Here is a 21,223-nt window from a genome sequence, read left to right as displayed (position 1 = left end):
GCGTCAGCGGCGCCGGATACGGTGGAGCGGTGAGCACGCCCGAAGACCCCTACGCCGATCTGGTGTGGGATCCGGACGATCTCGCGCCACCTCCCGACGGCGAGGAGCCGCCCGAGGACTGGGCGCCGGCCGCCGCCGGCATCCAGGCCGCACCTGCGGCTCCCGCCCGCTCGTTCGCAGGTGCAGATCCGCTCGCCGTGCTGGGCGAGGTGTACGGGTACGACGCCTTCCGCGCCGACCAGGCCGACATCGTCGACCATGTCACCGCGGGTGGGGATGCCGTCGTCCTGATGCCGACCGGTGGCGGCAAGAGCATCACGTACCAGGTTCCCGCGCTCGTGCGCGAGGGCACGGGCCTGGTGATCTCGCCCCTCATCGCCCTCATGCACGACCAGGTCGAGGCGCTGCGCGCCAACGGCGTACGAGCTGCGGCGCTGAACTCCACGCAGTCAGCGCCCGAGCGCGCCGACACCGAGCGCGCGTACCTGAGCGGTGAGCTCGATCTGCTCTACGTGGCACCCGAGCGCCTGTCGGGGGCTGCGACGACGGCGCTGCTGCAGCGGGGGCGGCTGAGCGTCATCGCCATCGACGAAGCCCACTGTGTGTCGCAGTGGGGCCACGATTTCCGCCCCGACTACCTGGCTCTCGGTGATCTCGCCGAGCGCTTTCCCGGTGTCCCCCGCATGGCGCTCACCGCTACCGCAACGCGTGAGACCCACCGCGAGATCACCGATCGGCTTCGCCTTCCCGACGCCCGACACTTCGTCGCGAGCTTCGACAGGCCCAACATCCAGTACCGCATCGAGCCCAAGACCGACGTGCGCCGCCAGCTCACCGCGTTCGTGCGCGCCCAGCCCGCCGGTGCATCCGGCATCGTCTACGCCCTGAGCCGCAAGAGCGTCGAGCAGACCGCCACCTACCTGCGCGGCCAAGGCATCGACGCGCTGCCGTACCACGCGGGGCTGGATGCCGGCATCCGTGCCGCGAACCAGCAGCGGTTTCTGCGCGAAGACGGCGTCGTCATGGTCGCGACTATCGCCTTCGGGATGGGCATCGACAAGCCCGACGTCCGGTACGTCGCCCACATCGACCTGCCGAAATCGGTCGAGGGCTATTACCAGGAGACCGGTCGGGCCGGCCGCGACGGTGAGCCGTCGGTGGCGTGGATGGCGTACGGCCTCGCGGATGTCGTGCAGCAGCGGCGCCTCATCGACGGCGGCGAGGGCGATCTTGCCCGCAAGCGCCGCCAGCATCAGCACCTGGATGCCATGCTCGCCCTCTGCGAGACCGTCGAGTGCCGGCGGGTGAACCTGCTGGGGTACTTCGGCCAGCCCGCCGAGGCGTGCGGCAACTGCGACACGTGCCTCGAGCCGCCCCAGACGTGGGACGGACTCGTCCCGGCCCAGAAGCTGCTCTCGACGATCGTGCGCCTGCAGCGCGAGCGCGGCCAGGCCTACGGCGCTGGGCAGCTCATCGACATCCTGCGCGGCGCCGACACCGAACGGATCCGCCAGCTCGGTCACCAGAGCCTCGCGACCTACGGCATCGGGTCCGACCTGTCAGACCAGGACTGGCGCAGCGTCGTGCGCCAGCTCCTTGCCCGGGGCATCCTGGTCGCCCGCGGTGAGTACGGCACGCTCGCTCTCGGCGAGGCGGCTGGCCCCGTGCTCAAGGGCGAACAGGCGGTGCCCCTTCGTCGCGATGTCGCTGGACGCGTGGGATCGGCGCGCGTGCGCAAGACGGCGGCTGCGGATGTCGCCCCGGCTGACCGCGACCTCTTCGAGGCGCTGCGGGCGTGGCGGGCCGAGACCGCGCGCGAGCAGGGAGTGCCCGCCTACGTCGTCTTCGGCGACGCGACCCTGCGCGCGCTGGCCGCCACCCGCCCGACCTCGGCCGCGGGACTCGAGGGGATCACCGGCATCGGGGCGAAGAAGAAGGATGCCTACGGCGACGCCGTCCTCGCCGTCGTCGCCGCTCACGCCTGACTCGACAACCCGGAGGCGTTCAGTCCCGCAACGAGCCAGTGCGAGGCGCCCCGTAGGCTGGCCCCATGACCCGACCCGGCACCGCGATCGTCGTCATGGGAGTCAGTGCGAGCGGCAAGTCGGTGGTCGGGATCGAGATCGCCCGGCGCCTCCACCTCCCGTTCGTCGACGCCGATGACCTGCATCCAGCCGAGAACGTCGCGAAGATGTCGCAGGGTATTCCGTTGACGGATGCCGACAGGATGCCGTGGCTCGACCTGGTCGGCGACCGGCTGGCGCTGCGCTCCACGGGCGGAGAGGTGCCCGACAGTGCCGTCGCAGAGGCGCCCGGTGTCGTCGTCGCGTGCTCCGCGCTGAAGCGGTCGTATCGGGATCGCCTGCGCGCACGTGCTCCTCACACGGTGTTCGTCCACCTCACCGGTGATCCGGAGCTCCTCAGCGCCCGGGCGCTCGCCCGCACCGGACACTTCATGCCCCCGGCGCTGCTGGCCTCGCAGCTGGCCACGCTCGAACCGCTCGGTGACGACGAGGCGGGCGTGGTGGTCGATGTCACCGAGGCTGTGGCAACGGTCGCCGAGCGCGCCGTGGAGTGGGTGCAACGCGAGGGGAGCGAGTGAGGCGGCATCCGGCTGGAGGCTTCCGGAGCGCCCTGTCGCAACACCACAACCATCCGGTCCGACGTCGTCGACCCTTGTTGTAGGCATCGTGAAGCGATTTGAGCCGTCTTTGTGGGATGCCTACCGTGGACCCTGACGTTCTCTTCCCCCTCATCGAGAGGTGATCTCATGGTCGACGCTGCTGTCCGTCCGTCCGAAACACCCACCGCCGAACCGCACATCGACGCCGAACTGGTCACGCGGATGCTGCTTGGCACGTGGGCTGACACCCGGCGCGAAGCCCGCGAGATGATCAAGGACCCGGCGTTCTGGCAGATCAACGGCCTGTCTATGCAAGAGCACCGCGAGCGGGTCCTCAGCCAGCTGCATCTGTTGGTTGACGCTGGCGGATCCCGCCGCGCATTCCCCAAGAAGTACGGCGGGCTCGAAGACAACGGGGCCAACCTCGCCGGCTTCGAGGAGCTCGTGCTTGCCGACCCGAGCCTGCAGATCAAGTCGGGCGTGCAGTGGGGGCTCTTCGGCTCGGCGATCTATCAGCTGGGCACCGAGAAGCACCACGACAAGTGGCTTCCCGGCGTCATCTCGCTCGACTTGCCCGGGGCTTTCGCGATGACCGAAACCGGGCACGGATCGGATGTCTCGGCGATCGGCACGACGGCGACCTATGACCCCGAGACCGAAGAGTTCGTCATTCATACTCCCTTCCGCGGAGCGTGGAAGGACTACCTCGGCAATGCCGCGCTGCATGGCAAGGCGGCGACGGTGTTCGCACAGCTGATCACCGGCGGCGTGAACTACGGCGTGCACTGCTTCTTCGTGCCGATCCGCGACGACGAGGGCACCTTCCTGCCGGGTGTCGGCGGCGAGGATGACGGCGTCAAGGGCGGGCTCAACGGCATCGACAACGGTCGCCTGCACTTCGACCAGGTCCGCATCCCGCGCGAGAACCTGCTGAACCGCTACGGCGATGTCGCGCCCGACGGCACCTACTCCAGCCCGATCGACAGCCCCGGCCGACGCTTCTTCACGATGCTCGGCGCGCTCGTGCAGGGGCGCGTTTCGCTCGATGGCGCCTCGACGTGGGCATCCGCCCTCGCGCTCACGATCGCGGTGACGTACGGCAATCAGCGTCGTCAGTTCGACAACGGTGCTGGAACCCCCGAGGTCACACTCCTGGACTACGGCAAGCACCAGCGTCGGCTGCTGCCCCGGCTCGCGCAGGTCTACGCGCAGGCCTTCGCGCACGACGAGCTCCTGCAGATGTTCGACGGCGTCTTCAGCGGTCGCACCGACACTCCCGACGAGCGCGAGGATCTCGAAACGCTCGCCGCGGCGCTGAAGGCGCTCTCGACCTGGAACGCACTCGACACGATTCAGGAGGCGCGCGAAGCCTGCGGCGGTCAGGGCTTCCTCGCCGAAAACCGCCTCACCGCGCTGCGCGCCGACCTCGACATCTACGTCACCTTCGAGGGCGACAACAACGTGCTGCTGCAGCTGGTCGGCAAGCGGCTGCTGTCGGACTACGCCAAGCAGTTCAAGGGCAAGGATGCCGCATCCCTCGCCCGCTTCGCCGTGGGTCAGACTGCCGGCAACGTCGTCCACGGCGCGGGTCTGCGCCAGTTCGGCCAGGTCGTCACCGACTTCGGCTCTACCGCTCGCGCTGTCGAGCGCGGGCTTCGGGGCGACCAACAGCACGAGCTGCTCGGCGACCGCGTCCAGCAGATGGTTTCCGACATCGCAGGGCGGCTGCGCCCGGCTTCCAAGATGTCGAAGACGGATGCCGCGGCCCTGTTCAACGAGAACCAGGCCGAGCTCATCGAGGCCGGTCGCGCCCACGGTGAGCTGCTGCAGTGGGAGGCGTTCACGGATGCCGTGAACCGCATCGAGGATGCCGACACCAAGCAGGTGCTCACGTGGCTGCGTGACCTGTTCGGCCTGACCCTCATCGAGAAGCACCTGTCGTGGTATCTCATCAATGGGCGCCTGTCGAACCAGCGAGCCGCTGCAGTCACCCGGTACATCGACCGGCTGCTACGCCGGCTGCGGCCCCACGCCCAGGAACTCGTCGACGCGTTCGGGTACGAACCCGAGCATGTTCGCGCACCCATCGCGTCCGGTGCGGAGCAGGCGCGTCAGGACGAGGCTGCCGACTACTACGCGCGCCAGGCAGCCGACGGGTCGGCACCGATCCCCGAGAAGGTCGCCAAGTCCGGTCGGTGAGGCGCGGCGCTCGCGCGCAGCGCCCCACCTCGCCGCGCTAGGCGACGCTCTGCGCTGCCTTCTCGATCACATCGGCGACGGCATCCGGCTGCGACAGGAACGGCGAGTGGCTCGAGGCAAGGCGCGCGGTCTGCGATCCGGCCCGTGCTGCAAGGGCTTCCTGCGCCACCACCGGGAAGACCGTGTCGTCCTCGGTGATCAGATAGGTGGTGGGCCGGTCGCGCCAGGCCACCTGGGTGAGCGTGTCGGAGAACGGCTGCACCGCCTGCGAGAGCAGTCGCGAACTCGCGCGGTCAGCCTCGTCCTGGCTCATGTCGTTGAAGAAGAGCGTGTGCGGGGGTAGCTCGTCGTTGCCGGCCGTTGACAGTGGGCCATCGATGACCCACCAGTCCGGCGCGACCCCGCCGACCGCACCCAGCAGTGACTCGCCCTCGTCCAGCGCGAAGGCCGCGATGTAGACGATGTGGGCGACCTTCGGGTCGGTGGCGCCTTGCGTCGTCGGAACACCGCCGTACGAGTGCGCAACGACGACAACCGGGCCATCGATGCTGTCGATGGCTGCGGCGACGGCATCCGCGTCATCCTGCAGTGTGAGCATCGCCTTGTCGTCGGCGTGCACGGTCGGCAGATCAACGGTCTTCACGGTCCAGCCGCGATCGATCAGGATGCTGGTCAGCGGTTCGAAGGCCCAGGAGCCGTGCCAAGCGCCGTGGACCAGGAGCAGAGTAGGGCGGGACATCAGTGTCCTTTCTCGAGGGATCGGGTTAGGGTCTCAACGTATTCGCGAGTGTCCGCGCGGGCAGTGGCGCCCGGTGCGAAGGAGTGGCGATGGCTGCAGAGTGGGGCCCGACGATCCAGGGATCCACCAGAGGGATGCCCGGATGGAGCGGTCACGACCTGTTCTGTGATGCCATCGCGGAGGTCTACGTGGGCGTCCTGCCGCGGCGCCCCGAGCGGCCGAGCTTCGACGCCGACTTCGCGACGTACGACCTGGGTGATGCATCGCTCGGGATGATCGACACGCCGGCAGTGTGGGCCGACCGCACGCGGAGTTCGATCCGCCACGTGCCCGACGACGCGCTGTTCATCAATCACAGCACGACACCCTGGGGGTTGCAGCAGGGTGGCCGGGAGTGGGCTACCGGGGCGGCATCCGCCCTCGTCTTGGACAACGCTCAGCCGTTCACGGTGACGGTGGGCGAGAACCGGCGGCTGCGCCTGTCATCGCTGCGTGTTCCGCAGTCCCTCGTGGGGCGTCGTCTCGCCGAGCCCGAGGCTCTCAATGACGCCCTGAGCCGTGGCGGTGTCGGCGCCCTCCTCGGGACCCAGATGGGCATGCTCGCGGCTGCCACGAGAGCGCGCCTGGCAGGCGCCGCCACCGCCATGGTCGACACGGTTTTGGAGCTGCTCGACGCGGCATCCCGCGGCGTCGCTCCGCCTGACCGGGTGGCGACCATGAAGGCCTATGTGGAGAGCCGGCTCGCTGATCCCCGACTCGGGGCGGCGGAGGTCGCCCGCGCGTTCGGGTGCTCGGTTCGGACGGTCCACGAGCAGTTCGGGCGCGACGGCACCACGCTCAGCTCGGCGGACCCTAGCCTGTGAGCATGAGTTCCGAGATGGTCCGCACCGATCTGGTCATCGAGGACGACGGTCTTGCCCGCTGCGGCTGGGTCGGTGCTGATCCGGAGTACATCCGCTATCACGACGAGGAGTGGGGCCAGCCGCTGCACGGTGACCGCGCTCTGTTCGAGAAGATGAGCCTCGAGGGCTTTCAAGCGGGGCTGTCGTGGATCACGATTCTGCGCAAGCGCCCGCGTTTTCGCGAGGTGTTCGCGGGGTTCGAGCCCGAGGCCGTCGCGGCTTTCGACGAGCACGACATCGCGCGCCTCATGACGGATGCCGGCATCGTGCGCAACCGGGCAAAGATCGAGGCGACGATCTCTAACGCAAGGCTCGTGACGGAGATGGCGCCCGGGGAGCTCGACGCGCTGCTGTGGTCTTTCGCTGTGCCAGGCGATGAGCGGCCACGCCCCACAGGGCTGAGGGAGCTGCCCGCCACCACCGCGGCATCCGAGGCCCTGAGCCGCGCGCTGCGGCGCCGCGGGTTCCGATTCGTCGGGCCGACGACGATGTACGCCCTCATGCAGTCGGCCGGGATGGTCGACGACCACCTCGACGGGTGCTGGCGAGCCGCCTGAATCCGGCTCTGGAGCCGCTACCGCGGCGTTTCGGCGTCGGGGTCTGTCAGCTCAGGTGTGGCAAGCGCGACTCCCGTTTCGATCAGGTGCGGGGCGTCATGGTCGACGACCTTCACGATCACCCCGCGGCGGCGCAGCTCAGCCACGGTGCGGATCTCTTCCCCGACATCTCGCCCCAGAGCGTGCACCGTGGCAACCACGACGACATCACCGCGGCGCAGGCGCCCGAACAGGCGGGCCAGTCGGTCCTCCCACGACTCGAGGGTCTCGGGCGACGGATGGCGAAAGTTCTCGATGGGAACACCGAACCGCGTCAGCGCGTCGCGCTGGCTCACCACCGGCGGCATCCCCTCGCGGGAGACCACGACACCGACCAGGCGCGCGTCGGAGGGGCGCGCTCGCCACCACGCGCTGTCGGCGCGTTGCGGGGCGAAGCACGTCGGACACTCCGCCGCCTGGTGCGCGCCGGGGGATGCCGCAACGGGCCCGCCGTGATCGTCAGTCATGGAGGCCTCCACGGCTATTGTGCCTGACGGTGTCGACACTGGCGCCACTGGTGTCGTATCAGTCCGCGCTCTCCAGTCGCAGTTCGACGTTCAGCTGCGAAGCGTCGAGCTCGGCAAGGGCCCGACGCAAGGCTGCGCTGCCGAACTGGCCGCCGCCGCTCAGCTCGATGAGTCGCCCCCGGCGCACCCTGATGAGGGCGAGCCGCAGCTCGAGGATGTCGCGCGCTTCCTCATCCTCTGCTTCGCCGGACTGCAGGAACAGGGGCCCGACCCGCTCGGTGAACTCCGCCGCGAACGGCGAACCGTCGCGGCGCGTGAGTGACCCGTCATCGGCAGCCATGAGTGCAGCCTGGTGCATCTCGCGCGCGAGCCGCTGCTGCTCGGATCGCACGAGGTTCTCGTCGTCTTCGTTGGAGACGCGGAGGAGTCGCACCAGGGCCGGGAGAGTGAAGCCCTGCAGCATGAGGCTGGTCAGCGCGACGGCGAACGCGACGAAGATGAGGAAGTGTCGGGAGGGAGCGTCGGCGGGCAGTGTCTGGGCCGCCGCGAGGGTGACGACGCCCCGCATCCCCGACCAGACGATGATCGTCCCGTGCTTCCATCCGAGGGGTGCGGCTCGGTAGTAGTTCAGGTCGGACATGGCGCGAGAGATCCGACGGCGGAAGCTGGCGAGGCGACGGTTCCAGCCGGCCTCGGTGATGTGGCGGCCGCGGTCTCCATACTGCTCGGGACCGCCGGCTTCGATCTCATCGATCCGGTCTGAGATGGCGTTCAGTCGCTGGGTGCGCCTGGGATGCAGCCGCCGCCCCTGCCCCCAGACCAGCAGCGCGACGTATCCGGTCCGGACGACGAGCAGGATGCCGAAGGCCGCCCCCGCGATCCACAGGCCGTGAGCGATGCCGTGGATGCCGTTGGCGGTGCCCGTGACGATCTCGCTCATTTCGAGACCCATGATGAGGAAGACGCCTCCCTCGAGGAGGAGTTCGACGGTATGCCAGGTGACGCGGTCGGACATGCGCTGTTCGGGCGTGAACCAGCGAGCCGCGCCCTGGCCTGTGACGATTCCCGCGACGACGGCGGCGACGAGTCCCGACCCGCCCAGCTCTTCAGTGGGGAGGTAGGCGACGAAGGGAACGATGAACCCGGCTGCCGTCGTTGCTGCCGAGCTACGCAGCCATGATCGCAGGCGGAGGTTCGCGTAGCCGACGATCGCGCCGATCACAATCGCGATGAAGACTGCCCAGAAGAACCCGCCGACCGCGTCGATGGCCGGCGGAGCCTGGCCGGTCGAGGCGATCATGACGAATGCGGCCACTGCCGAGTTCAAGATCACCAGTGCGCTCGCGTCGTTGAGCAGGCTCTCTCCCTCGAGCATCGTCACGACCCGTCGGGATACGCCCAGTCGCTTGGCAACCGCCGTGGCGACGGCGTCCGTGGGGCTGAGGATCGCACCCAGAGCCAGCGCCAGGGGATACCCGAGATCGGGGATCGCGAAGTAGAAGAACGTGCCCAACACGAACGAGCTCACGAACACGAGCACGACCGCAAGGCCCGCGATCGGGAGGAGGTCGCGGCGGAACTCGACAGCGGGGAGCGAGACAGCCGCCGAGTAGAGCAGCGGTGGCAGCACGCCCACCAGGATCCATTCCGGGTCGACGCTGATGTCGGGCAGGAACGGGAGGTAGCTTGCGACGATCCCGACCAGCACGAGAAGGAGCGGCCCCGCAACCTTGATGCGCGGGGCGACGCGGGCTGTCATCGCGACGACGAGAACCCCGCCGATGACGAACAGGAACGCGTCTCGTGTGGTCACAGCAGCCCTCGTGCGGCGACAGCGTCGCGCTCCGAGACCAGCTCGGCAACGGAGGCATCGATGCGCGCCCGTGCGCGCGCATCGACCTCGAGCCCCTCGATGATCCGGTATCCGGCGCCATCCGATGACACCGGGAACGAGCAGATGAGGCCCTCCGGGACGCCGTACTCGCCGTGGGAGACGACCGCGGCAGAGGTCCACGCGACTCCCGCGGTCTCGTCCCGGACGTGGTCGATCGCGGCAGCCGCGGCGGATCCCACCGAGGAGGATCCGCGGACGTCGATGATCTCGGCGCCGCGCTTCGCAACCCGGGGGATGAAGGTGTCATCCAGCCAGGTCAGCGCCGCATCCTCTCCGCCGAGTCGCGCAGCCAGGGCGGCACGTGCCGGCATCCCGTCGACGAGGGCATGGTCGACGTCGGGGAACTGTGTCGCCGAGTGGTTGCCCCAGATCGTCATCCGCTCGATGCTCGCCGCCGGCCGGTCCAGGGCACTGGCGACTTGCGCAACGGCACGGTTGTGATCCAGGCGGGTGAGCGCCGCGAACCGCTCGGCCGGGACGTCGGGCGCGGATGCCGAGGCGATCAGCGCGTTGGTGTTCGCCGGGTTTCCGACCACGAGCACCCGCACATCGTCGGCTGCCACTGCGCCGATAGCGGCGCCCTGCGGCCCGAAGATCCCGGCGTTGGCTTCGAGGAGGTCAGCGCGTTCCATGCCCGCCGTTCGCGGGCGCGCCCCTACAAGGAGCGCGATGTTGCAGCCGTCGAAGCCGGCGTGAGCATCGTCGGTGACCTCGACGTCGGTCAGGAGCGGGAACGCGCCGTCCATGAGTTCGAGCGCGGCGCCCTCGGCGGCCCTCATCCCCTGCGGAATCTCCAACAGTCGCAGCCGCACCGGCCGGTCGGGCCCGAGCATGTCGCCGGCGGCGATGCGAAACAGCAGCGCGTAGCCGATCTGGCCGCCTGCGCCGGTGATGGTAACTGTCGTGGGCGTCGCGTCGGGAGCCATGACCCAGAGCGTAGTCGTCGGCCTCGTCTCAGGTTGGTCCGATGGTCCCACTTCAGGGAACGCGTGAGGTCCTGCCGGGGTTCTCCCGGCGGAGGAGATCGGCCGCGATCTCGCCGATCACCATGGCCGGGGCGTGCGTGTGACCGCGGATGATCGTCGGCATCACCGAGGCATCGGCCACGCGCAGGCCCGAGACGCCGCGCACGCGCAGCTCCGGGTCGACAACGGATGCGGCATCCGTCCCCATCCGGGCCGTGCCGACGGGGTGGTAGAGCGTGTGCGAATAGCGGCGCATCGACAGCTCGATCCGCTCGGCGCTGGTCATGCGCTCGCCGCCCTCGGGCTGCACCCAGCTGCCCGTGGTGACGGCGCCCAGCGCCGAGGTCGCGATGAGTCGCTCGCACACCTCGAGGCCGGCGTACAGTGTCGCGGCATCCGTGCCCTCGGGGTCGCTGAGATAGGCGGGGTCGATCAGCGGGTGCGTGTGAGGATCGCTAGAGGCGAGACGGATGCTGCCGCGACTGCGCGGGCGCAAGAGAATCGCACCGACAGTGATGCCCTCGCCCGGGAGGGGAACGAGGCCCTCGCCGACGTAGGGCGCGGCGGCGAAGATGATCTCGATGTCGGGGAGGCCCTCGGGCATCCCTGCGTGGGATGCGACATCGGTGCGCACGAACCCGTACGCCTCCGCGACGTTGGAGGTGAGCATGCCGCGTCGGGTGGCGAGGTAGCGCAGGAGCTCCGATGGGCGCTCGGCGCCGTACAGCGTGCCGGCTATGGCGGCAGGGGCGAGCCCCGCCACGAGGTGGTCCTGCAGATTCTTGCCGACCTCGGGGGAGTCCACGAGGGTACGGATGCCGACCTCGGCGAGCTCATCTGCCGGCCCGATGCCCGAGAGCATCAGGGTCTGCGGGGTGTTGATGGCGCCACCGCAGAGGATCACCTCCCGGCGGGCGCGGGCGTGGCGGGTCGTGCCGGCGATGTCGACGTAGACCCCGGTGGCCCGTGGCTCGCCATCGCTGGCGTCCGCGAAAGTCACGCGACGGACGTGAGCGTTCGTGACGACGCGCAGGTTCGGCCGTGCCGCGGCGGGCCGCAGGTAGGTGTCGGCTGTCGAGGCGCGGGCGCCGCGATGCTGGGTCACCATCGTCTGCGAGAACCCCTGCCCTGTGGGGAGGTTCGCCTCGGTGATGTCGTATCCGAGTTCGCGAGCGGCTTCGAGGAATGCTGCTGTGTGGGGTCGCGGGTCGCGCTGTCCTTCCACCGTTTGCGGACCAGACCGCCCGAGCGAGGAGTCGACGGCATCCTGCACGTTCTCGATGCGGCGCAGCACCGGCAGTACGGCATCCCACGACCAGCGCTCGCCCGCGGCCTCGGCCCACTCGTCGTAGTCGGCGGCGAACCCGCGCACCCACATCATCGCGTTCAACGACGATGAACCGCCGAGGGTCTTGCCGCGGGGCCAGAAGATCCGGCGACCCTCGAGTTCAGGCTGAGTGACAGTGTCGTAGCCCCAGTCGTAGGCACTGCGGAACAGCTTCTTGAAGGCTGCCGGAACGTGCAGCTCCAGGGCGCGGTCGGGGCCTCCCGCCTCCAGCAGCAGCACCGTGACGCGGGGATCCTCGCTCAGGCGAGCGGCGAGGGTAGCTCCTGCAGAGCCTGCGCCGACGATGATGTAATCGGCCTCCAACTCGCCGCCGCGTTGCGGCGCGCGCCGCGGGCGCCCGCCGGTCACGACCGGAACGCCGACTCGAGGATGCCGAGCAGAGTCGTCAGGCGCGGACGGATGCGGAACCGCGTGAGCAGTCGCCCCCCGTCTGCCGCGCCGGGGCTCGTGACGAACCAGGGTGGGCGGGGAAGCGCCGAGAACGTGCCGGGTCCGATTAGCGCACCGGTCGAACGGGGGAACGGTCGGAACGGCCCGCGCATCACTCCCCGTTCAACGTCATCCAGCAGCAGTGCATTGTGGACGACGCCGATGCCGCTTTGGACGTCTTCGAGGGTCCCGCCGGGATACGCGCCCCACGGCATCGTCGGGATGCCGAACGCGACACCGGTCCAGGTGTTGATCGCCACCGTGCCGTAGCGAAGCTCCGCGACCGCGTGCTCGAACCCGTCGCCGAGGGCTGCCTCGGTGTCGGGATCGATGAGGAGGTTGGCGCCGAGGGTCCCGGTCAGTCGCGCGTTCGCGTACTCGACAGCAGCGTCGAGGAACTCCTGGCCATTGCCGGGAAGCGTAACGACGCCCAGGGCCGGTACGAAGTACTCGGTGGTCTCCATGGGTGTCGGGTCGGCATCCGTGCCCACCTCGATGACCGCGCGGGTGTGGCCAGACGACCAGCGCGCACCCGGGTATTCGTCGGCCACTTCGGCCAGACGCGCCTGCGCTCCGGGGTACCACACGGGCCGCTGCGGTGCGCGGGACATCGCCGCCTCGACCTCGGCGAGGAATCGCTCGCGCTGGGCCCAATCCGCGCTGAGGATCACGACCTGCCCGGCGACGCAGTTGTGACCGCTGTTGTGCAGGCGCATTGTCGCGACGTGCTCGGCCTGGAACCGCAGGTCAGCATCCGACCACTTCCCGGGAACGACGATGATCGGCGATACACCCCCGAGTTCGGCGGTGATCGGCACCGATAGTCGGGGGCGGGCGCGCCGCTTGCCCGTCGCAGTGCGGCCGAACACGACCGTCTCGAACGTGCGAGCTGCTCCCGTGATATGGACGTGATCGATCCCGGCGTGCTCGGTGAGGGCAGCGCCGACCTCGCCGCCTCCCTGCACGATGCGCAGCAGCCCGAGCGAGATGAGAGGCGCCAGGGCGCGGCCGAACACCGGAGCAAGCGGGTCCTGTGTCGGGTTGATCTTGAGGATGCTGACCCGGTTGTGGGCGATGAGCTCGTAGAGGACGTCGAGTACCGGGATCGAGGTGATGTTGCCTGCGCCCAGGACTAGTCCTACCCCGCCGGAATCATTGGGCAGGAGCTGGCCAAGACCCGCCTTCCGCTGCGCGTCAGCGAGGGTCACGCCCGGGCGCAACCACACTTCGCCCGAGAAGCCGGAGACGAGTAGGCCATCGACAGCGCTTGTCGGGAAGGCGTGGACGCGAACGCGATCCCCGGGAGCGGTGTCGACGCGCACATGATCGAGCGGGCTGGCGCCGACCCGCAGACTCGTGAGCGTCTCGATGTAGGCATCGATCGCGACGACTGTCGCGTACGGCCCGGTCAGCCATTCCTCGCCAACCAACGGGCTATCGAGATCGAGGCCCTTCGCTCGCGCCGCGGTGAGCGCCCAGTCCTCGGCTTCAGTGGCAACGGTGGCACGGATGCTGCGAAGCAGCCGGATCCGTTGGCTGAGGGTCAGCGCGCTCCAGGTGCGGGATCCCGCGCGCAACTCTTCGATGGCTGCGTCGAGCGACGGGATGACCGAGGCGGCATCGGCCACGGTGTTCGCTGCGGGACGAACGGATGACGGCATGGGCGCGCTCCTTCGGACGTGCCTCCAGCATATGTCCGCGGCACCGCGTGCCACCCGAGGTGGAGCGCCGTCTCACGGCGCGGTCAGTCCCTACGAGATCAGTGCGAGTTCGCGCAGCTTCGCCTCGACGTCGGCGTTGCTCGGCTCGACGTGGTGCGTCGCGTCGGGATAGACCACGACGGGAATGTTCGTGCGGCCAGAGATATCGCGCGCGACATCCGCAGCTGCCGGGTCAGCCTCGAGATCGACGTACTCGTACGCAACGCCCAGGTCGTCGAGCTGCGCCTTGGTGCGACGGCAGTCGCGGCACCAGTCAGCGCCGAACATCGTCAGGGTGCCAGAAGTTTCCGAAGTCATGCATCCAGGGTACGACCGCCACGCAGCCGTCGGCCCCTCTTCGCGAACCCACACCTTCCCGCCCCAACCCACATCATCCGCGCGCCAATTGGTGTGGGTTCGGCGCGGAAGGTGTGGGTTCGGCAGGAGTGGCCGGGGCCCGGGCCGCACGGAGAGTCTGTGGATGCGCTATGGATCGGTGGACAGCTGTACGGCGATTTCGCCGCGGCATGCCAGCATTGACCCCATGGATCTATCCATCGTCGTGCCGACGTACAACGAGGCGCCCAACATCGCGGAACTCGTGACTCGGGTAGCGTCGGCGACGAGCGGCATCCGTGCAGAGGTTGTCTTCGTCGATGACAGCACCGACAGTACCGCTGATGAGATCCGCCGGGTAGCTGCGGAGGCGGCGATTCCCGTTCGCCTCATTCACCGCGACATCCCCACGTGCGGCCTCGGCGGCGCGGTGATGGTGGGGTTCGACGCGGCGGCTTCCGACATCTGCATCGTCATGGATGGCGACCTTCAGCACCCGCCTGAGGACATCCCGCGCCTGTGGCGCCGCTACGTGGTGGGCGATGTCGATGTCGTCGTCGCCTCGCGATACAGCGGTGAGGGAACCAACGGTGGACTCGCCGGGGCATCCCGGATCGCCGTGTCCAAGTCGGCGACCCTGCTGACAAAAGCGATGTTCCCGGGGCGACTCAAGGGCGTCACCGATCCGATGACCGGCTTCTTTCTGATCGATCGTCGCCGCCTCGACCTGCGCACGCTCAAGCCGCGCGGATTCAAAATCCTTCTTGAGATCCTCGCGCGCACAAACCTGCGCGTCGCCGAGGTGCCGTTCGATTTCGCCGACCGCAACGCCGGTGAATCGAAGGCGTCGTTCCGGCAGGGGGTGCATTTCCTCGCGCAGCTCACGATGCTGCGGTTCGGCAAGATGTCGATGTTCGCCGTGATCGGCGGCCTCGGTGCCGTCGCCAACATCGCGATCGTCTGGCTCCTCACGCGGTGGGGCATCGATGACATCCCTGCGATGATCGTCGCCGCCGAAACGACCATCATCGCCAACTTCCTGCTGCAGGAGCGGTTCGTCTTCCAGGATGTGAAAGACGAGGCATCCGGCGTGTGGACGCGGTTCGCGAAGTCGTTCGGCTTCAACAACGCCGAGGCGATCCTGCGGATCCCGCTCACGGCGCTCCTGGTCTCGACGTGGCACATCTCGGTGGTCATCGCGACCGCGATCACACTCGCGCTGGCGTTCGTTGCGCGATTCCTCTTCCACGCGCTCGTGGTCTACGCGCCCTCGCGCAGCCGGCGCAAGGGTGTCAAGACCCGCACCCGCGAGGTGCTCGAAGAGCTCGACGAGCAGGTGATGGCACCCGGCGAACTCTGATCCGCCGGACCTGATTCAGGCGATCGGATTCAGCCGATCTGCCTCGCAAGGTCGCCTACCGACATCCCGTAGTTCATGCGGATGACCGGGAGCGCGAGCTTGTCGGTGCCGATGTGCACGTACCCGTAGTCGATCGTGCGGGCCAGCTCGAACCCGGCAGCAGCAACGCCGGCCTTGGCGGTGTCGTTGTAGTGGCCGAACGGGTAAGCGATGACTTCCTTCGCGCCGATGTACGCGGCGGAGGCTTCCAGGTCCGCAGCGATCACATCGGCGGGCTCGTTGACCATTCGTCCCTGGCCGTTGGCGCCGGCGCGGTGCATGTCCTCGGTGTGGGAGCGGACGATGACATAGGGCGACGGATGCAGCTCCCGCCGGTCTCGCGTGATCATGAACGAGGTAGTGAGCACATGGTGCGCGTCCACCACGGGGACCGCCAGCTGATACCAGGTGTCGTCGGCGTCGTCATCCGTCACGATTACCGAGTGGTTCGGGAGGAACAGCCGACCGTCGATGAACGCACTCAACTCGTCCCACGTGGGTTGGTAGAAGCCCTGGTCGGCGATGTAGGCCATCTGCTGCTCGAAGTCCCCGATATAGGCGTAGTTCAGGCGGAGCCAGCCCGATTCCCCCTCGGGCTTCGAGGTGAACTGGTGGTACATCAGGATCGGGATCTGCGCGTCCTCGGCGGCGTTCGCCTCGGGGGTCGTCCACGCGCCATAGAGCGTGCGCTCGCGCTCGTCGCAGTCGACGAGCTCGGACCCGTTGACCCTGTCGGCGATGCTGAGACTCTCTGCGCCGGCGGGTGAGGCGTACCACCCGGCGAAGACCGCACCGTCGCGGGAGAGAATCGGCAGCCCCGTGTACAGCTGGCCCTCGTGCTGCAGCATGGGCGGCACGTCGAGGTCGGCGCCGTCGAACGACACCGCGCAGGTGGTCGGGTCGCCGCTGTCCACCAGCATCTGCTGCGTTGCGCTCAACGGTGGCGGAGTAGCGGGCTGGGTGGGCGTCGCGGCGGGCGCTGCCGATGCCCCCGGATCCGTCAGACTGAGGGTCGCTACCGCGCCGACGATCAGTGCCACGAGCGCCACAGCCACCAGAGCCGCCCACAGCACCATGCCATGGCGCGGGCGCGCGTGCGCTGGTGCGCGATGCACCGGTTCAGCAGTCCCCTGCCCGCTCATTGCTACCCCAGTCAGACACCGCGGCCCCGAGCCGCGCACCGCGTACGGCGCGGCGTCCGACGCGCACCATCACGCGCGATAGGAGGATTGTATTCGTGAATGATGTCCCAACCATCGATGTCGTGGCCGCTGTTGTCACAGACGGTGACGAGATCCTCGTGTGCCGTCGTGGGGCCCACATCGGCCAGGCGGGCCGCTGGGAGTTCCCCGGCGGCAAGGTCGAACCGGGCGAAGACCCGATCGACGCCCTCGTACGCGAAGTGCAGGAGGAGCTCGGGGTCGGCATCCGTGTCACGGGACATCTGTCGACCGACGACACCCATGTCGGCGATCGCATCATTCGCCTCGCCTGTTATCGCGCGGAACTGGAGGGCGATCGGCCGTCGGAGAGCACCGATCACGACGAGCTGCGGTGGGTCGGGGCTGGCGACCTCGACCAGTTCTGGTGGGCTGAACCCGACCTGCCCGCTGTGCGGATTCTGACCGCGGAGTAGCATGCGAGCGTGCCTCGCTACGTGATCACCCTCGTCGGAGAGGACCGCTCGGGACTCGTCTCGGCGGTCGCGGATGCCGTGAGTGCCCACGGTGGCAACTGGGAGGGAAGTCAGCTCGCTGAACGTGCCGGCGTGTTCGCCGGGGTCGTCGAGATCTCGGTTGCTGACGAGTCTGCACAGACGCTCTTGGGCGCGCTGCTGGCGCTCGATGAGACGCTCACTGTCACGGCGCTCTCGGGAGTGGGTGCCTCCGCTGCGAACCGCCAGGTCAGTTCCCTCGTGATCTCGTTGGTGGCCAACGACCGCCCCGGAATCGTTCGCGACGTCTCCGCCGTGCTCGCCGCGCACGAGCTGAGCATCGATGACCTGTCGACCGAGGTGCGGGAGGCGGCGATGGCCGGCGGACGCATCTTCGAGGCATCCGTTCTGGCGCATACGGCCGCTGGGACTGACCTTTCCCGGGTGAAGGAAGACCTCGAGAAGCTAGCTGCGGAGCTCCAGGTCGAGATCGCCATCGGCTGACGCTCAGCGCGAAGCGCCGATCACTGGTGCGCGAGGGCGTCCCAGTTGATCTCGATGCGGCTCGGGTCGCTGCGTGAAATAAGCGCGGGCAGGGTGGACCCGACACGCGGCCAGTACTTCGCGCTCGTGACGACCTCGGTGCTGACCTGGGTTTCGGGGATGCCTGTGGTTGTCGTGACCACCTCGATCTGACACGCCTGGTAGCGAGCGCGACCGACGCGATCGGATGCCGAGACCACGCGAACCGTGCCGCGGACCGCATCGGCCAGCGGGTCGCCGGTGTACTTCTCGAGCAGCTGCGCGGCCTCTTCGACCCAGGGCTCCTCCATGCCCGAAGCCTACGGGACGGCCGTTACAGGCGTGTCACTGCGGTGGGCTCAGCTCGCCGCGGCGGGTGCGGGGCCGGATGCCTCGAGCCGGCGCAGGCGCCGCCGGGCCATGTCGTGTGCGCGGGGACCGCTACCGAGGCTCTTGCCGGCGACGAACAGCACGAACCGCGTCATCGCGACGACCGGCAGCCATGAGCGGCGCAGTCCCAGCATCCGTCGATACTCGCGGGGGATTGTCGCGACCGCGCCCGCGAAGAGCAGCCGGTAGGCCCAGCGCAGCGACCCGTCGAGCGGGACCCGGCGGAGGAACCGCACGACATCCTGCACGCGTTCATCGCCGCGCAGGATGCCGCGATCGAGGTACCCGTGCATGCGGGCGCGTAGGTCCGCGGCGGTTTCGGGCGGGTCGGTCACACCCATGAGCCGACCCGCGGTCGCCCAGTCGCGAACGTATGCGTCAGCCCCGCCGGGGATGGGACCGCCCCAGGTCTCATGACACGTCAAGAACGCGTCAGTGAAGGCGAGGTGCACCCACTCGACGAGGTCGGCATCGGCCGCTGAGTACGCGCGGGTCGCGCCGGTGCTGTCGCGATAGTCGCCTGATACGTCGGCGTGGAACCGGGCCACGCGGCCGAGTTCGGCATCCACCTGCTCTTCGGAGCCGAACGTGACGCAGATCACCCAGCGCACGGTTCCGGCGAGGCGCCCGAGCGGATCCTCGCGATAGCGCGACCAGTCATGCACCCCCGCCATCGCGCCCGGGTGCAGGGCCTGCATCAGCAGGGCACGGATGCCGGCGACCAGGGTCGGCATGCCCGCGTGCACCGTCCACGCCGGCCCGTCCTCGGCGAACAAGCCCGCGTCATCGCCGCGCTCGAGGCGCCGCACCCAGGGCGGCATCCCGTTCGGGTCCCCAGACAGGGGAACGAGCAGGCGCGCTCGAAGTCCGGGTCGCGTGCTCACTCTTTCAGGATGCCATCGCCGCGCAGCGGTGGCTCCGGATCAGGCTTCGGGGTGGGATGAAGCGAGCGCGGCATCCAGGTCGTCGAGAATCTGCGCGCAATGGGTGACGTCTTCGGGGGTGCCCGCCAGCTCGAACTCGAACAGCACGGGCCTTCCCGACTTGTTCGCGAGTTCGCGGGCAGCTGCCTGGTAATACACGCCGAAGTTGCGGTTGCCCGAGCCTATGATCCCGACCATGCGGCGCCGGTTCTCGGCGGAGCGCAGGAAGCTGCGGACGCCCGCGGGCAGGGTCACCTCATCAGCGTTGCCCGCCTTGTAGGACGGGGTCAGCAGGACCCAGGGGCCGGATGCTTCGGTGCGACGGACGCTCGCGTCGGCGAGGTTGTGCACGGCCCGGCCGGTCGTCTCGGCTAGGTGCTGCGCGAAGCGCCCCGTGAGGTTCGAGGTCGACGAATAGAAGTAGACAGGCGTCTTGTCCACGGTTCCAGTGTCTCGTTGTTGCGGCTGGCGAGGCGTGGAAGGGGCCGGGGATAACGACTCGCGCTGGGCGCAACCGTCATCTCCTTCTGAGGTCTGTTCGGTGTCGGCGGCGAGGTCTACGCTCGGCCGCATGGATACAGCCATCTCTGCGGACGGCACGCGCATCGCCTACGAAACACTCGGGTCGGGCCAGCCTGTCGTCATCCTCGGCGGAGCCTTCTCGACCGCGACCGACGGCGCGCCGCTGGCGGAAGCTCTCGCCGCGCTCGGTCTTCAGGTCGTCACGGTCGACCGTCGTGCCCGCGGAGGCAGTGGAAATACGGCGCCCTACGCACCCGAGCGCGAAGCGGAGGATGTGGCTGCCGTCGTGGATGCCATCGGCGGCCGCGCGGCACTTCTCGGCCATTCGTCGGGTGCGGTGCTCGCGCTGCTGGCGGCATCCCGTGGCGCCCACGTATCGCACCTCTTCCTTTCGGAGCCGCCGCTGGGCTTCGGGCAATCTCACGTTGCGGCCGACCTGCCCGAGCGGCTGCAGGGCCTGCTCGACGAAGGGCGCCCCGAAGAGGTGGTCACGATATTCCAGCGAGAAGCAGTGGGATTGCCCGACGCGATGATCGAGCAGATCCGCGAGAGCCCGATGTTCCCGCATCTGGTGAGCCTCGCGCAGTCGGTCGTTTACGACGCAACCCTCACTCGCGCGTGCGATTCTCCCGATGAGCGGATGCTTGGCCTTGACGTTCCGACCGCTGTGCTCTGCGGCGCCGAGACGTTCCCTTTGCTTGAGGTGTCATCTCGCGCGCTCGCCGAGGCGATGCCGGCGGCAGAGCTCGTCATCGTGCCCGAGTCCCGCGGGCATCGCCCCGATCCTGCGGCGACGGCTCGCGTGGTCGCGGAGCGGCTCGGCGGGGTCTGAGCTCGACTCAGGCGGCGAACACGGAGTGGATGTCTGACGAGAACGTCTGTCCGTTGAGCTCGAGGTACAGATGCTTCTCGGTGACCGAGACTGTCAGCGCCGTTCGGCGCTCGATACCCGACGCCGCCGACTCGAGGAAGCCGCGGTCGAAGCTGACGACGGGAATGTCTTCGCCACGGTGGATGCGCTTGCCAGCCCAGCTCGCAACGAGCTTCGTCGGATCCCGATGCGTGTACACAGCCACGCTCTCGGCCTTCATGCTGCCCTCGTGAAGTCGCGCAGCATCCGGCGCGCCGACCTCGATCCAGGCAGCCAGGGCGCCGGTCGCGTCGCGAACCACGATCGCCGGCTCATCCGTCGAGGAGAGACCTTCGGTGAAGGTGATGCCCTCTTCGTACTCCAGTGCGTAGGCGAGCACGCGCGTGAGCATGAACACGTCGGTCTCAGACGGATGCCGCGCCGCCCGCAGCGACAGATCCTCGTAGACGCCACGGTCGACATCCGCCAGCGTCACGGTGAACGTATAGATCGTCGCCCCGGCAGCCATCCCGCCAGCCTATGGCTTTGTTGCTCGGGGCTTCCTCGCAGTTCGATAGAGCGCGGCGGGGCCGGCTCTCACCAGGGAAAAGCAAAACCCCCGCGATGTAGAAGCTACGCGAGGGTTTCTGGGGCGATTGTAACGATCACCCTTGTGGCTCCGACGGGCGCGACTTGACTCATGTAAAAGGTCCGGGAACGGTGGCGTTTGCCTCAGATAGGAATGTCCGCGTAGTTCTCTGGCCG

General features: G+C 68.5%; 21 protein-coding genes. 9 read left to right on the top strand and 12 right to left on the bottom strand.

Annotation, left to right across the window (positions count from 1 at the left end; translation table 11 throughout):
- Positions 1 to 29 precede the first annotated feature (29 nt).
- From recQ to LL236_RS13460, 3 genes are all read left to right on the top strand, one after another.
- The gene (recQ, locus tag LL236_RS13470; RefSeq protein ID WP_228179344.1) at positions 30 to 1,985 is read left to right on the top strand and encodes a DNA helicase RecQ; all 1,956 of its coding nucleotides are present in this window, start codon (positions 30 to 32) and stop codon (positions 1,983 to 1,985) included.
- 65 nt (positions 1,986 to 2,050) lie between these two features.
- Positions 2,051 to 2,602, top strand: coding sequence for a gluconokinase (locus tag LL236_RS13465; protein WP_228179343.1), 552 nt, complete (start codon positions 2,051 to 2,053; stop codon positions 2,600 to 2,602).
- Positions 2,603 to 2,770: 168 nt separating this feature from the next.
- Entirely contained in the window at positions 2,771 to 4,822 is a 2,052-nt protein-coding gene (locus LL236_RS13460) for an acyl-CoA dehydrogenase family protein (protein ID WP_228179342.1), read from the top strand.
- A gap of 37 nt (positions 4,823 to 4,859) precedes the next feature.
- Here LL236_RS13460 and LL236_RS13455 read toward each other — a convergent pair whose 3' ends face one another.
- Entirely contained in the window at positions 4,860 to 5,561 is a 702-nt protein-coding gene (locus LL236_RS13455) for an alpha/beta hydrolase (RefSeq protein WP_228179341.1), read from the bottom strand.
- A gap of 89 nt (positions 5,562 to 5,650) precedes the next feature.
- Between LL236_RS13455 and LL236_RS13450 the strand changes: the two genes are divergently transcribed.
- The gene (locus LL236_RS13450; RefSeq protein WP_228179340.1) at positions 5,651 to 6,424 is read left to right on the top strand and encodes an AraC-like ligand-binding domain-containing protein; all 774 of its coding nucleotides are present in this window, start codon (positions 5,651 to 5,653) and stop codon (positions 6,422 to 6,424) included.
- Positions 6,425 to 6,426: 2 nt separating this feature from the next.
- Entirely contained in the window at positions 6,427 to 7,020 is a 594-nt protein-coding gene (locus LL236_RS13445; protein ID WP_292727389.1) for a DNA-3-methyladenine glycosylase I, read from the top strand.
- Positions 7,021 to 7,037: 17 nt separating this feature from the next.
- On the opposite strand, the gene LL236_RS13440 is transcribed toward LL236_RS13445, so the two are convergent.
- From LL236_RS13440 to LL236_RS13415, 6 genes are all read right to left on the bottom strand, one after another.
- Positions 7,038 to 7,526 carry a recombinase family protein gene (locus LL236_RS13440; RefSeq protein ID WP_228179339.1) on the bottom strand — a complete coding sequence of 163 codons (489 nt, stop codon included), beginning with the start codon at positions 7,524 to 7,526 and terminating at the stop codon, positions 7,038 to 7,040.
- A gap of 58 nt (positions 7,527 to 7,584) precedes the next feature.
- The gene (locus LL236_RS13435) at positions 7,585 to 9,339 is read right to left on the bottom strand and encodes a cation:proton antiporter (protein ID WP_228179338.1); all 1,755 of its coding nucleotides are present in this window, start codon (positions 9,337 to 9,339) and stop codon (positions 7,585 to 7,587) included.
- Positions 9,336 to 10,346 (bottom strand): malate dehydrogenase, encoded by a 1,011-nt coding sequence (locus tag LL236_RS13430; RefSeq protein WP_228179337.1) that lies wholly within the window; start codon positions 10,344 to 10,346, stop codon positions 9,336 to 9,338. Before LL236_RS13430 ends, LL236_RS13435 begins: the two co-directional genes overlap by 4 nt.
- Positions 10,347 to 10,398: 52 nt before the next feature.
- A complete protein-coding gene (locus tag LL236_RS13425) occupies positions 10,399 to 12,081 on the bottom strand; it encodes a GMC family oxidoreductase (protein WP_228179336.1) in 1,683 nt (560 codons plus the stop codon).
- Positions 12,078 to 13,823 carry an aldehyde dehydrogenase family protein gene (locus LL236_RS13420; protein WP_228179335.1) on the bottom strand — a complete coding sequence of 582 codons (1,746 nt, stop codon included), beginning with the start codon at positions 13,821 to 13,823 and terminating at the stop codon, positions 12,078 to 12,080. The genes LL236_RS13425 and LL236_RS13420 overlap by 4 nt, the downstream gene beginning before the upstream one ends.
- Positions 13,824 to 13,913: 90 nt before the next feature.
- On the bottom strand, positions 13,914 to 14,180 hold the full coding sequence (locus tag LL236_RS13415; protein ID WP_228179334.1) for a glutaredoxin family protein: 267 nt from the start codon (positions 14,178 to 14,180) through the stop codon (positions 13,914 to 13,916).
- Between the two features lie 226 nt (positions 14,181 to 14,406).
- Between LL236_RS13415 and LL236_RS13410 the strand changes: the two genes are divergently transcribed.
- Positions 14,407 to 15,558 carry a glycosyltransferase gene (locus tag LL236_RS13410; RefSeq protein ID WP_228179333.1) on the top strand — a complete coding sequence of 384 codons (1,152 nt, stop codon included), beginning with the start codon at positions 14,407 to 14,409 and terminating at the stop codon, positions 15,556 to 15,558.
- Between the two features lie 29 nt (positions 15,559 to 15,587).
- Here LL236_RS13410 and LL236_RS13405 read toward each other — a convergent pair whose 3' ends face one another.
- A complete protein-coding gene (locus tag LL236_RS13405) occupies positions 15,588 to 16,712 on the bottom strand; it encodes a polysaccharide deacetylase family protein (protein WP_228179332.1) in 1,125 nt (374 codons plus the stop codon).
- 122 nt (positions 16,713 to 16,834) lie between these two features.
- On the opposite strand from LL236_RS13405, the gene LL236_RS13400 reads away from it, so the two are divergent.
- Positions 16,835 to 17,233, top strand: coding sequence for a (deoxy)nucleoside triphosphate pyrophosphohydrolase (locus LL236_RS13400; protein ID WP_228179331.1), 399 nt, complete (start codon positions 16,835 to 16,837; stop codon positions 17,231 to 17,233).
- Positions 17,234 to 17,242: 9 nt separating this feature from the next.
- Positions 17,243 to 17,755, top strand: a complete 513-nt coding sequence (locus LL236_RS15065; RefSeq protein WP_228179330.1) for a glycine cleavage system protein R — start codon at positions 17,243 to 17,245, stop codon at positions 17,753 to 17,755.
- Positions 17,756 to 17,775: 20 nt separating this feature from the next.
- Here the strand turns inward: LL236_RS15065 and LL236_RS13390 are convergent, their stop codons facing one another.
- From LL236_RS13390 to nrdI, 3 genes are all read right to left on the bottom strand, one after another.
- On the bottom strand, positions 17,776 to 18,084 hold the full coding sequence (locus tag LL236_RS13390) for a hypothetical protein (RefSeq protein ID WP_228179329.1): 309 nt from the start codon (positions 18,082 to 18,084) through the stop codon (positions 17,776 to 17,778).
- A gap of 48 nt (positions 18,085 to 18,132) precedes the next feature.
- A complete protein-coding gene (locus tag LL236_RS13385; RefSeq protein WP_267189869.1) occupies positions 18,133 to 18,984 on the bottom strand; it encodes an oxygenase MpaB family protein in 852 nt (283 codons plus the stop codon).
- A gap of 102 nt (positions 18,985 to 19,086) precedes the next feature.
- Positions 19,087 to 19,527 carry a class Ib ribonucleoside-diphosphate reductase assembly flavoprotein NrdI gene (gene nrdI, locus LL236_RS13380; protein ID WP_228179327.1) on the bottom strand — a complete coding sequence of 147 codons (441 nt, stop codon included), beginning with the start codon at positions 19,525 to 19,527 and terminating at the stop codon, positions 19,087 to 19,089.
- 130 nt (positions 19,528 to 19,657) lie between these two features.
- Here nrdI and LL236_RS13375 point away from each other — a divergent pair, with 130 nt between their 5' ends.
- Positions 19,658 to 20,440: an alpha/beta fold hydrolase gene (locus LL236_RS13375; RefSeq protein WP_228179326.1), complete on the top strand. Its 783-nt coding sequence runs from the start codon at positions 19,658 to 19,660 to the stop codon at positions 20,438 to 20,440.
- A gap of 7 nt (positions 20,441 to 20,447) precedes the next feature.
- Here LL236_RS13375 and LL236_RS13370 read toward each other — a convergent pair whose 3' ends face one another.
- Positions 20,448 to 20,987, bottom strand: coding sequence for a YaeQ family protein (locus tag LL236_RS13370; protein ID WP_228179325.1), 540 nt, complete (start codon positions 20,985 to 20,987; stop codon positions 20,448 to 20,450).
- Positions 20,988 to 21,223 lie beyond the last annotated feature (236 nt).

Origin of the sequence: Microbacterium schleiferi (genome assembly GCF_020781975.1) — a bacterium.
Lineage (GTDB): Bacteria > Actinomycetota > Actinomycetes > Actinomycetales > Microbacteriaceae > Microbacterium.
The sequence above is the reverse complement of the archived record's forward strand: the minus strand, read 5'-3'. Positions and strand labels throughout refer to the sequence as shown.